General features: G+C 34.5%; 12 protein-coding genes. 2 read left to right on the top strand and 10 right to left on the bottom strand.

The window, feature by feature from the left end; genetic code table 11:
- Nucleotides 1-66: 66 nt before the first annotated feature.
- Nucleotides 67-1,038 (bottom strand): methenyltetrahydromethanopterin cyclohydrolase, encoded by a 972-nt coding sequence (gene mch / locus ACKI44_RS07905; RefSeq protein WP_296799050.1) that lies wholly within the window; start codon nt 1,036-1,038, stop codon nt 67-69.
- 264 nt (nt 1,039-1,302) lie between these two features.
- On the opposite strand from mch, the gene ACKI44_RS07900 reads away from it, so the two are divergent.
- Nucleotides 1,303-1,563, top strand: coding sequence for a transcriptional regulator (locus tag ACKI44_RS07900; RefSeq protein ID WP_407423228.1), 261 nt, complete (start codon nt 1,303-1,305; stop codon nt 1,561-1,563).
- On the opposite strand, the gene ACKI44_RS07895 is transcribed toward ACKI44_RS07900, so the two are convergent.
- The 4 genes from ACKI44_RS07895 to rbr form a co-directional block, all read right to left on the bottom strand.
- Entirely contained in the window at nt 1,560-2,060 is a 501-nt protein-coding gene (locus ACKI44_RS07895; RefSeq protein WP_407423226.1) for a nitroreductase family protein, read from the bottom strand. The two genes, ACKI44_RS07900 and ACKI44_RS07895, sit on opposite strands and share 4 nt — an antisense overlap.
- A gap of 81 nt (nt 2,061-2,141) precedes the next feature.
- Nucleotides 2,142-2,576, bottom strand: coding sequence for a hypothetical protein (locus ACKI44_RS07890; protein WP_407423224.1), 435 nt, complete (start codon nt 2,574-2,576; stop codon nt 2,142-2,144).
- Nucleotides 2,577-2,750: 174 nt separating this feature from the next.
- Nucleotides 2,751-4,313: a chloride channel protein gene (locus tag ACKI44_RS07885; protein ID WP_407423222.1), complete on the bottom strand. Its 1,563-nt coding sequence runs from the start codon at nt 4,311-4,313 to the stop codon at nt 2,751-2,753.
- A gap of 185 nt (nt 4,314-4,498) precedes the next feature.
- Nucleotides 4,499-5,044, bottom strand: a complete 546-nt coding sequence (rbr, locus tag ACKI44_RS07880) for a rubrerythrin (RefSeq protein ID WP_407423220.1) — start codon at nt 5,042-5,044, stop codon at nt 4,499-4,501.
- Between the two features lie 240 nt (nt 5,045-5,284).
- Here rbr and ACKI44_RS07875 point away from each other — a divergent pair, with 240 nt between their 5' ends.
- Nucleotides 5,285-5,560 carry a 2TM domain-containing protein gene (locus ACKI44_RS07875; RefSeq protein ID WP_407423218.1) on the top strand — a complete coding sequence of 92 codons (276 nt, stop codon included), beginning with the start codon at nt 5,285-5,287 and terminating at the stop codon, nt 5,558-5,560.
- 12 nt (nt 5,561-5,572) lie between these two features.
- On the opposite strand, the gene ACKI44_RS07870 is transcribed toward ACKI44_RS07875, so the two are convergent.
- The 5 genes from ACKI44_RS07870 to ACKI44_RS07850 all read right to left on the bottom strand — a co-directional run bounded on the left by ACKI44_RS07870 (nt 5,573) and on the right by ACKI44_RS07850 (nt 12,764).
- A complete protein-coding gene (locus ACKI44_RS07870; RefSeq protein ID WP_407423216.1) occupies nt 5,573-5,890 on the bottom strand; it encodes a transcription factor S in 318 nt (105 codons plus the stop codon).
- A 115-nt stretch (nt 5,891-6,005) separates the two neighbouring features.
- Nucleotides 6,006-6,344, bottom strand: coding sequence for a DUF2149 domain-containing protein (locus ACKI44_RS07865; protein ID WP_303737917.1), 339 nt, complete (start codon nt 6,342-6,344; stop codon nt 6,006-6,008).
- 5 nt (nt 6,345-6,349) lie between these two features.
- Entirely contained in the window at nt 6,350-6,997 is a 648-nt protein-coding gene (locus ACKI44_RS07860; RefSeq protein WP_407423214.1) for a MotA/TolQ/ExbB proton channel family protein, read from the bottom strand.
- Nucleotides 6,998-7,012: 15 nt separating this feature from the next.
- On the bottom strand, nt 7,013-7,723 hold the full coding sequence (locus ACKI44_RS07855) for a DUF2162 domain-containing protein (RefSeq protein ID WP_407423212.1): 711 nt from the start codon (nt 7,721-7,723) through the stop codon (nt 7,013-7,015).
- Between the two features lie 124 nt (nt 7,724-7,847).
- Nucleotides 7,848-12,764 carry a cobaltochelatase subunit CobN gene (locus ACKI44_RS07850; protein ID WP_407423210.1) on the bottom strand — a complete coding sequence of 1,639 codons (4,917 nt, stop codon included), beginning with the start codon at nt 12,762-12,764 and terminating at the stop codon, nt 7,848-7,850.
- Nucleotides 12,765-12,808: the final 44 nt, after the last annotated feature.

Here is a 12,808-nt window from a genome sequence, read left to right as displayed (position 1 = left end):
TTATCGGATATGACAATATTAAAAAAAAAGTAAAAAAAAGAGCTATCGAAAGATAGCCACTTAAATCTATTCGTCTACACCAAAGGATTTTTTGAGTAAATCAGCGTTTACAAATCCTTCTTTATAGATTTTTCCAGTAGTTAAATCATTGATAACAACTTCTGCTGGAGCAAACATTCCTTTATCGATTTTATAGAAGTCAAATTCAGCTTCTTTAAATACATCGAAGAATGGTTTTCCATATCCATCAGCTGCGGATGATGGTAATTTTGCAGCAACATCAGCAATATCATCATTTTCATCAGATTCAACATAGTAATAGGTTCTTCCACCGAATAAAACAGCGTCGTTGGTTTTACCCATAGCTTTTAATCCGTCAGGATCAATCGGTGCGATTGGAGCAATACCTGCAGCGTGTTTTACTTTTGTCACATCAAACTTAATTGCTTCCAACATTTTGTAGGTACCGTTTTCAACAACTCTTCCTGAGATTTGGATTGAACCAACTAAGGAAGATGTAGGGGCTACAAGTAAATAAACGTTTTTAACGTCTACATTACATTCATCAGCAATGTATTGTGCAACATCTTCACCAGGCAATACATCAGCTTCTAAAGTTAAAATAGCTAAATCAGCATCTTTGTCTTCGTAATCAATTTCTTCATAGGTTTCAGCTGGTTTTAATGCAATTGCACGAGCTGGACCTGAACCTAAAGCAAAGAAATCTCCAACACTAACAGACCAACCTGCTTTTTGAGAACCTAAAGTTGAAATGGAAGGAGAGTCAGTTTTGATTTTTACAGAAGGAAGAGCGAATTTTTCAGACAAGTCACCAGGAATTGAAATTCCAACATCTGCAAGTCCACCGAGACAAACTTTAGTATAAAGTTCACCTGCTTTAAAACTTCCATCTACATTTACACCACAATCTAAAACAGTAGCACCATTATCTAAGGTTGATACTGCGATGTTTAATGCATCTGCTTTTTCTATCATTACATCTACGGTTTTTTTAGCTTCTAAGTTTACACTTACCATCATTTAACCTCGAATAAATATTAAACTTACGAATAATGTAAGTTATTATTTAAAAATATTGTTTTATTATTATTTATACTTGCCTAAATTATTTTTTAAAAATTTCAAAGTTCAAGAATTTCATTACAAGAAATCAGCATATTCCAAACAAAAATTGTCAAAATAGAAGATGACAAATAATTTGTGTTAAAATAGATACAAAAAAGTATAATTAACGGATAATTAGTATATAAGAATTTTAATTAAATTATAAAACTATATAATATGGAAGAAAAAGAGCTGTACCAGAAATTGGGATATGTAAAAATTTCACCATACAGAAGCAAAACATTAAAAAGCATCGGTTCAGAAGTTAAAATGCCTTCTGAAATAGCTAAAGAAATTGGAATCAAAACAAGCCAGGTATCAGCATCACTTTCCGATTTGAAAAAAGAAAAATTAGTAGTTTGTGTAAACGAAGAAGTCAGAAAAGGACGTTTATACAAATGTACCGAAAAGGGATTGGAAGTGCAAAAATATATCTAATACCTGCCATAATGAATTTTTGACTCGTCAAACCTTACCTGAATCTTTCCATCAACAGCAGGATGTCCTACACAGATTACCGCAAATGGAATGCAATAATCAGGAATATTCAGATATTCTACAATCTTTTTACACCGATCCTCTATCGGATGAAAACCTAACCAGACCGCACCAAGACCATCATAGGTTGCCTGAAGCAGGATGTTTTCACAGCACGCTCCAAGATCCTGTTCAATCATCGATTTGATTTTGGCTTTTTTAAGATTTCCCAAAACGACTATCAGTTTTGATGCTTCAGCTGCAGGTTTGGCAAACTTATGCATCTTTGAAATAGCTAATTTATCTTCCTTATTATCAATGACAATAAACTCCCAGGCCTGCTGATTGCATGCTGACGGCGCCTGCATTGCGGCTCTCAGGAGCATAATAATGTGTTGTGATGAAACTTCCTCATCAAGGTATTTTCTAATGCTTTGTCTTTCAAAAATCGGATTCATATTAATCACTTATTCGAATATTAAAATCATAATTTCTTTTACAAAATTAAAGAGTTAATATTTAAAATTAACTCAAAAAAACTATTTAGTATTTTTTAACTCATTTTTTACATCATCTGGAGCATATTGAAGTAATTTTTCAATGGTTTCCATCTTCAGATTTAACTCCTCATCCTTTTGACTTAACTCCTCATCCTTTTGACTTAATGCATCTGCTTGTTGGGAAATAGTTTCGTCCTTTTGGAGTAACTCCTCATCTTTGAGCTCAATGAGCCCCATAAATCTCCCATACTGAATATGATTCCACATTTCTTTAAATCCAATATCACCCATCATCTCTAAATCTCCTATTATTTTATCAATTTTTTTCTTATCTTTCAACAAATATCTAACCCAAGCACTTACACATACTATCAAAATTTCAAATAGAAAGTCTGTTGTTTTACAATTTTTGGTGATGTGAAGTAAAATATCAATTAATTCTTCATTAGTTTTTCCATGGTTATATACAGGCAATATACATGCATCACATATGTCATATGCATTTAATTCTTGGTTATTATTAAATTTGAAGTAAATATTATTTAATCTTATGGATGCATCTATTTTTCTTGTTTCAACCCAACCTGTTTTAACAAATATATCAGTACTTGCAAGATATTTCTTTATATCGGAATCTCCCGTGTAAAATTATTTTCCGTTAATAATCTCTTCAATTTCACGGTTTGCATATGGAAAATCATTGACATCAGTCAAAATGTGAATCTGATCACCATAATTAATCTTGAAATCACTCTGTGCAATGACATAACTGCCATTTCTAATGACGCTTACAACTATTGAGTTTTTCGGAAAAGGAATGTTTTCAATTTCAACGCCGATGTATTTGCACTCCAAAGGAACCATATATTCTGAGAGTACATGGCGTGAAGGCTCAGGAGTGAACTCTTTCTCTCGTCTTTTAAGCAGCCTGTCGAGAAGAGCTTCATAAATCGGTTCATTTCCAAGTAATGTCGGTACAACATAAGCTATTAAACAGACTATAAGCATTGCAACCAATGATTCTGTCGAACCGCTCATTTCAGATAAAAGCACGATTCCGGTAATAGGAGATCTCACCGTTGCAGTGAAAAATCCTGCCATTGAAATGATGACGAATTTATAAATCAGGGCATTTTCAAGCCCGCAGATTGGAATGAAAAATGATGCGAAAATTGCTCCAATATATGCTCCTAAAACCAGAATAGGTAAAAATATTCCTCCCGGAGCACCGGATGAAAATGAAAATATTGAAAAAATGTATTTTAAAGCAAAATAAAGTATTAAAAGACCTAAAGACGGAACAGCAACATCAAGCATTCCCATCATGTAATGTCCGCCGCAGCTTATCTCAGGTATAATGAGTGCAATTACGCCGGATACCAGAAATACAGAAACGAACTTGACTTCAAGGCTTAACTTAGGTATTTTTGCCCACAAGTCCTCTGCCTTAAGCATTCCCACATTATATGCATATCCCAACAGTCCCAAAATCAAACCAAGGAGAATCAAAAGCCAGTATGATGAAAGTGGAATGTTTGAAACCGGAAATGAGAGTATGGTAGACTGACCAAAGATAATCTGGGAAATAAAGTCAGATACGATTGCAGACACTAGTGCAATAAATACTAGAGTCTTGTCAAATCCGTGATTGATTTCCTCAAGAATAAACACTACCCCTGCAAGAGGCGCATTGAAAGCTGCAGTAATACCGACGGCCGAACCTACAAGAATCAGTCTTAATTCATCGGTTTTTGATTCCTTAAATAATTTGGAAACTCCTTTACCTGCCATTGCACCAATCTGAACGGAAGGACCTTCAGGACCCAAGGACAAACCGCCCAAAGCAGTGAAGACTCCACCGACGATTTTTGCAAAAAGCGTCTTGTACCAGTTGACGTCCAAAAACCCTTTGGTCTCTGCATTTACCTGAGGTATACCGCTCCCCATGGCATCCTTTTCCCAGCGCATTAGATAAGCCGTCAAAAGACCTAAAACAATCAAGAATATGAAAAATAGTGCAATATAAAATATATTGCCATTAATTATTTTCAAATATCCTCTCAGGACATCTTCAGATTCGTTTAAAAGAAATCTGTATAAGCATACCATCAGACCGGAGAAAATACCGACTAGAACTCCCTGTACTGTCAGTTTAAAAATATGTCTTGGATTTTCCACAATCGATTTTAAGGTATTCTGTACTTCTTTCATTGAATATAATATTTAACTTTTATAAATAAATAATTTGTTTATGGATAGATTACAGAACTGAAAAGTTAGGTATTAATATTCCTCTTTAATTATATTAAATATACAATTAATTAAAAGCAAGTTTGTTAATGAAAATATATTAATAAATTAGCGTTGATGTTAAAAAAAGAAAAGAAAAAAAGTTTCTAGATATAACTTTCATCTTTTTTTCTAAAGTGTGCCTGTGGGTGGTCACATAACGGACAAACTTCAGGAGCTTCTTTTCCATAATGGATGTATCCACAGTTGTTACATTTCCATGCAATCTCTTCATCTTTTACAAATACTTTTCCAGCAGCAATCTTATCAGACAATGCATTATACCTTTCTTCATGAGCTTTTTCAGTAGCTGCTGCTGCATCAAACAACTCTGCAATGTCGTCTAAGCCTTCTTCACGAGCGGTTTCAGCAAATTCCTTATACATTACTGTCCATTCTTCATGTTCACCGGCTGCTGCATCTGCAAGGTTATCTGTGGTAGGCGGTACTTTTCCACCATTCAATAATTTAAACCATACTTTTGCATGTTCTTTTTCATTGTCAGATGATTCTTGGAAAATTTCCTTGATTTCAACATAACCATCTTTTTTTGCCTGGGATGCGTAAAATTCATATTTTACACGTGCCTGAGATTCTCCTGCTAGTGCAGTTTTCAAATTTTCTTCGGTTTTTGTACCTTTTAAATCTGCCATTTTTACAACCTCCAATATGTTGTTACTATCAATTTAAAATTAATAGCTTATTAACTTTTTGCTATATCTTGAATATTCAATATTATCTCAAAAATATATTTAACTGTAGAGACGAACTATGCTTAATTAAGCTATTTTTATAATAATTTTAGTGTTTTGTGACAATATAATCTATTTAGACCATTTGAAAAAGACATAAATAGTAATCACTTCAAATATTACATTAAAGAGAGTGATTATATGTCTGAAGAAAAATTATATCGAAAAGCAGAAAAAAGAGTTGATGAAAAAATTGGCTTTTACCGCCATTTATACAGTTTTATAGCAGTTAATATAGCATTTTTTATAATGAATCTTGTTTTTTCTCCAGGTGAATGGTGGTTTTTAGGAATAACAGGCTTGTGGGCAATTGGTTTAATATTTCATTTTCTAAAAGTATTCGTACTTTCAAGAAAGCTTGATGAAGACACAAGAGACAGAATGATTGAAAAAGAAATGGAAAAAATGAAAAAATAATTAATTTAGTCTTTAATTTGAACTTCTCCAGGTGTTTCCACACTTTGCACATCTAATAAAATTGGTTGGAGCTTCATCGGCTGATCTTGTTTGGACTGTCCACCAATAGCCTTTGGTTCCGCCGCATTTATAACAGGTTATTCTTGTTGTAGGTAGAGCCACATTATTGTTATCGGTGACAATTACCTCCATGTCCTTATTTTTTTCACCTTCAAATTTATACTGCTCATCCAAATCATCTTCTGTAAGTGATTTTTCATAACCGCATATACATTTGATTACACCGTCTTTCGGCATTAACATTGAACCACATTCAGGACAGAATTCCATTTAATTAACACACCTAAAAATTCGTAAATATTAATTTAATCAGTTGTCCTATATAAAATAATCGATTCAAAAAAAGTATTGGAAAAAAAGTTAAAAAAATATTTGAAGTAGAGGCTCAACCCTCTACCATAATCAGCTTACCTGTCGATGGGTCCTTATAGACTTTACCCATTTCAGTATAACCTTGACCGGAACTATTTGAAGTGTCTGGAGTTTCGTTCAATTCTTGACCTTGATTAACCTCTGAAACACTCTTAATAGTCTGCATAACCTGTTGTTTTTGTTCTGGAGTCATATCTTCATTGAAAACAATAGCCTGCATATTCCAGCTAATGATTACAAAAACAAGAAAACCTACAGCAATAACAAGCATAGCATCAACAAGGTTAGATGTACCCGCCATTGGGTCTTCTTCAACACGATTTGATCGTCTTCTTTGTTTTTTACGAACCATTTAAATCACTGATTATTCATATAATCTAAAACTGCATCTGATAAAGCATCCAAATCTGATAAATAACGGTCATACCAGCCGGATCTGATTTTACCCACAACATAACATAAAGCACCTGAACCGATACCGACAATTGTTGTGTTAAATGCAACTGTTAATGATTCTGCAAGAGTATTAACGTCACCTGCACCTAAAGCTGCAAGACCAGGACCCATAGGAATTAAAGTACCCATTAACCCTAATGTAGGACCGATACGTGTAATAATATCAGTTTTCTGCAATGACTTATCAATTTTTTCTTCTTCATGTTCTACCAGTTTACGAGCTAAAGCTTCTCTAGTATTTTCATCTAAACTGGAAGAACTAGCAATTTCACTTAATACCTTTTTCTGAGATTTTGGAATAGCTGCACCTTCAATGATGCCTTTTAAAGCGTCAACAGAAGCAGCTGAATTAATATCATAAATCAAATCCCTGACCGTTCCAACAGGAACCTTTTTTCTTGAAGTATATTCAGAAATTAATCCACCTAATGTTATAATGGAAATTACAACGATGATTAAAAGAATAACCAATACAGGAATGGTTAAACTTTGTGAAATAACATCCAAAGAACCTGTTAAATATTCTCCACCAGGTATACTTACACTCATTATATATCACCTTAATTAATCTAATAGACTTTTACTTTTCTTATTTAAAAATATTCCAACAGCGACTAAAACAATTAACATCACAACAATTGCAATTACAGATTCCGGAGAACTCATTGTAAGACTACTGAAATCTTTACTTAAAGAACCAGCAATATTCGGAATTACAATTGCTGAAAGTAAAAAGTAAGCACCTAAAAGCAACATGAAGTTTCCTAAAATGATAGGATAAGGCTTACTTGTGTATTTAACTACAATATTGGATGCGAAGTATGCAACAAGTATTACCGCTACCAAAGCAGCTGCTGCAAACCAGCTTAGGTAAAAAGCACCTACTCCAATGGTTGGAGCAACAATCAAGATACTTGCAACAATTGAACCGAAACAGCATGGACAAGGAGCAATAACCGCCAGAGATGTTGCGGTACTTGTATTGTGGTCATGTACTTTATATTCTCTTATTGTAATTAAACCAGCTATAATCATTATTAAAGCCATGATTATGTAGAATATTGAATTGTAACTATAAATAGCTTGAGTGAGTTGCTCTGCATATAAAGATGCGACAGCAGAAATCAATAGAACTCCACCACCATATCCAATACAGATTAATGCCAGTAATTTTTTTGACAAATTAGCCAAACCTGATGCTAAACCTACTTTTATACCGAAAACAAGTATAGCAGCAAGAATACCGAATTGCCATAAAACACTCATCATATCCATAATAAAATCTCTCCATAATTAATTTAAAATCAATTACATTTTATATTATATTTTTTTAAATATATAAATTAATTCACATTGACTTAAAAAAATAAATGAATAACTTTAAAAGTTATTCATAAAATTAAAATTCGTCTTCTTTATTCTTATTTCTAAAGTAACCTATAGCAAAAATTCCTACTAATACAATTATACAGATAATCAACTGTATAGACATTGATTTTTCTGTGGTCGTACTGCTGCTTGAAACAGACTTTTCAACTTCATAACTCCTTGATGATGAATCAGCACCACTGTCTCCAGCATTATCCAAATCATTAATTTCAGATGAGCTTGAAGAGGTAGCTGACTCAGATGAAGTTTCACCAACACCTCTTGCTGCATTTCCATTGGTTGAACCTGATGTTGCACTGTCAGACTGTAAGGTTGAAGAGGATGAATTGGTTAAAACAGCATCACTTGAGTTTAAGCCTGCATTTTCATCCATTTCACTATCTGCAGAATCCGCATCAGGATTATTTTGGAAATTGGCCGGATTGAAGAAATTATGATTCGTTGCCTGGAAAACTTGATCTGCAAACCTTGCAAGCAAGTCAGGATTGATGAAATCAACTGCCCATTGCATCATAGCTATGTTACCGCAGCTGCAGTCACAGCAAGCAACACCATTAGTGATAACAGCCTGTGCCCATTGATTTGCAACGCTGGATAAAGTTGCAGAATCGGTTTGCCAGTATCCTTCATATGCAGCGGTCAATAATGTACCTGCAGAGGATATGAACGCATAGTTATTATTTCCTGTTTTTAACCAGTCGGTAACTCCAACTCCATATTTGTCATTAAAGTAAACGTCATATGCATCATCCCACATATAATTTGAAACTGCTTCAGGCCTTGTTACAGACCATCCAAGCAGATCAGTTAAAAACTTATTGGAAATATATCTGGCACCGCTGTAACCTTCCTGCATCATTCCGCTAATCCATTCAGGGTTTGAATATCGAGTTAGGATTTCTTTTGCAATAGCCTGTTCAATTGATGTAGTATATGGAGTGTTTTTATTTCCATACATCAATACATTCATTTTTGGTGTATTTCCATTAACATAAGCCATTGTCATTGAAAGTCCACCCCAATAATCAAAGAAATCATCATTGTCCAGAACACCATAAACATTGGTGTTACGGCTGACAATCAAATCATTAGTATTGTTTAAAGCTTTTGCAAACACTAACGGATTGGTTTCACCCCAATAATATTTGGAGTACATGTTACCCATTCTGCCCAAATAGAAATCGGACAATTCATCAGTGTCATTCCAAGTCCAACTCAAAGATACTGATTTTGCTATTCCTGCACCATAATCACCATTAGGCGGTGCAAAGATACGGGTTATTGCACATTCAGCTGCATAAGTGGTATTATAACCTAACTCCTTATAGTAAATGAAATCACTAACCCAATGCTTAGCAACATTGTTCTCTTCAAAAGTTTCTTTTCCAATACCATAATAATCCACACTGGCCACAACATGTTCCAATCCCTCTTTAATATCATCGAACCATGGATTTTCTTTTAAATCATTGTTGTTTAATATAAAGAAATATGATCTGGCCAATGCTACTCTGAATGCATTATCCATCAGAATGGCCTGTGTTGAATATAAATCTCTAAAGTTACCGCTGGTAATGACAGTCACATCAATTCTTTTTTTATCCCATCCGTCAGGACGGACCAAATCATCTAATTTGATATAACTTGGCATCAGATTTGTTTTAGTACCAACACTGACCTCTTCATCATGTTCATGATCATCATGGTCTTCATCATTTCCTACCTGGACATAACCTCCAGCACTTGGTGAAGATGAATAGACCGGTTCCATTCCGAGCAAATACAATACAACGGAAATCAATGCACCGTCATCCCTTGCTGTTTCAACACACCAAATACCCATTACCAGCTTTTCAGTGTCATCTGTCAAGCCATCTAAAGCAAGCAATGTTAGAACTCTTCCATATTCATAAGCGTCTTTAGTTGGAAGTTCCTGAGATTGGTCGTGGAAGAAATTGCCTCCTGTTGGAAGTGAATTTACATCCAATACGTCACCGGCAGGACCTGGAGCAATATATTTTCCGTTCAATGCATCGATAAATGAATCAATTTCTTTTAAAACAGATGCCTGAATTAATGAAATGTATAATTTCGCATAGTCAAATGCCGCAATCAAAGTTGTTGAATTTACTCCGATTACCTGAGCTACCTCTTCACTTGAATAATAGATTAAGGATATTACAACATTGGATGATAGATTCATCACAACATCCCTTTCAAGAGAATTGAGTTCATCATATTTTTTGGAATATTTTATTTGAGCTATTTCATCATACAATGATGTTGTAACTCCATTATATGTGAACTGTTGTGATAAAGCCGTAGATACGGAAAGTCCAATATCCTTATCCGTCCAATTCTGTCCAAGTGCATGCAGACCCCACGTGTACAATTCATTCTGTACCGTTTTAATGAAAGAGTCGACAGCGGAAACTAACTCATCAGCAGTAAACTTATTGAATGTTTCATTGCTTATGCCCATAGAATGAACATAGTTGTTGGTATCCACAATATATCTGATTTCAGATATGAGTGCATCCTTTGAACTTTGATTTAATGCATTTTCATATTCATTTATCAGGTTAGCAAGAACAGTAAGATTTCCATAAAGTTGAGTATAAGCTAAAGGGGAAGTTAAATGAGAAATCATTACTGCAAAACCTCTTCTTTTAGCCTGAATACCTTCACCTAAACCGTCTGAAATGTAGAAATAAATTTGAGGAGTGTCACCAACTACAATTGAACCATAATCTGTTGAGGAAAGCAAGACTTCCTTACCAGGTAACCATTCATGGGTTGCGTGTCTTCCAACAAATACCATGGCAGAGGAATAATATTCCTGGAAATAATAATATGCTGCAAGGTATTGGTGTGTTGGACTGACTGCAGTACTGTGATACAAAGCGTCAGAATCTGCTTCCCATCCCCTTTGAGGTTCTGGAGCAACAAAAACATTACCAAAGGTTAAACCCGGAATAACAAAGTATTGAGTTCCATTTCTCCAAACTGTCATAATATTACCCGGAGCTTCCCCCCAACCATTTAAACCAGGCACATCCAAATCTGACCATTCCTGTTTGTATTTTAAAAATACGTCATAGTCAGACTCAAGACCTGTGATTAAATATTTTTTAAGAGCTGAGACAATATTGTCCAAAATAGGGATAGCTCTGGAAGTGTAATTGTCCGGCAACAGTGCCACCATCTCGCCATACCAGTCGGATAACCTTTCATCCATTGGAGAGGTATAGTTAATTGCTATTGCACTTCTTGACAATTCGCCAATGTATGCAACAGGCCCTTCAACTACCTGCAATTTGGAAATAGGCTCTAAACTTTCGAACCATTCCATGTATTCGCTAACAGGAAGCAAAACCACATTGGATCTGTTAGCCAGTTTTTCCAATTCGCCTGGAGCCCATGTAGCTACATTGATACCGCACTTGATAATCATGTCTTCCAATTGACTTGCATTATCCGGCAATTGACCAACATCATAACCTTCTGATTGTAAAGTTAACAAAAGATTATAGATACTGGTTATTGAGTCAAGATAACTTGAACCGATGTTTTGTTTTCCCGGAGGATAGTTATAATAAATCAATGAAATTTTTTTATCTTCATTTTCAGCATAACTCAAATCAATCCAAGAAATAATCCTGTCGGTAAATAAGTCAATATTGGTTTCATGAGACTTGTATCCGGTTAATTTAGCGCCGGTAGTCTCTGATATCTTATTGGTAACCCCACCTACAAAAGTGGCTTCAATAATACCTTGCGCTTCACCAATAGCTACATGCCACCATTTGTCACTTCTGTTTCCTGGAAGGCCTGTAGTACTTAATTCCCATTCCTCATTACTTACGTAATCTGAATGGACTGCTCTGAATACCGGTACGCCAGCAGTTTCAAAATACTCAGTTACTCTGTCAAACAATGTTCCTCCAATACCGTATGCAGGCATTGAAATTATAGCATCGACATAGCTTTCGTATTTTGACGGATCGTTTAAAAATGATTCATAATCCGGAGCATTAGTAAAGTACTCAATCATTACCTTATACTGATCATCTGAACCTCCTGCTGCAACAACAGGAATGACATTAACCCCTTTGGATTCCAAAGAGTTGATTAATGCATAATAAGGTTCCAATGATGCACTGGACACATACATTGTACTTTCAAGCAAACCTACAGTGTAATTTCTTGAAGAATCAAAATACTGTTTTACGTATTCCTCCAAAGACATGTACCTATCACGATACAATCCATACTGATAGGACTGATGGAAAACAGGCGCATTATATTCACAGTTAAAACCGCAGGTACTTAATGCCCATAATATTTGATTAATCTGATTTTCTTTATCATTGCAGTCTTTATATAAAACTGCCTGGTTAAATTTAGAATCAACTTTATTACCTTTTCCATTTGTGAGATAATCATTTACCGTAGTATATGATTGACCTCTTTTTGTAGTCTGGAAATAACTATTTAAAAAGTCAACTGTATATTCATCACCATTGAAGATTTTATGATAGTTTATAGTAGAATTTTTAACTAAATTGAATGTTTTAAGTTGTGAAGAGGAGGATGTTTCCAATATTAAAAACATTTCCTTATTGGACAAATCAGGATATTTAATTAATAGATTTGTAAATACTGCATCCGCATCAGTTGTTAGCCAATTCGCAATGACAATATCACTTCTATTAACCAATTGATATAATTCATCCTCATTCATTGTAGAAATCTGAGCTGAACTTCTAACTTGGATATCTACATTTGAATAATTTTTTAATACTTCATTTGCTGCTGAATCCAGGATATTCGTTCCACTATTATCACTAATAAGGAGCATTGATTTTTCATATCCCTGATTCAATACATTTGAATCATCTAATTGGACATTTGTATTATTATCCATAGCAAATGTAATATTTAAACTACACATAAATAAAACACAAATGA

The sequence above is a fragment of the Methanobrevibacter sp. genome (assembly GCF_045646205.1).
Lineage (GTDB): Archaea > Methanobacteriota > Methanobacteria > Methanobacteriales > Methanobacteriaceae > Methanocatella.
The sequence above is the reverse complement of the archived record's forward strand: the minus strand, read 5'-3'. Positions and strand labels throughout refer to the sequence as shown.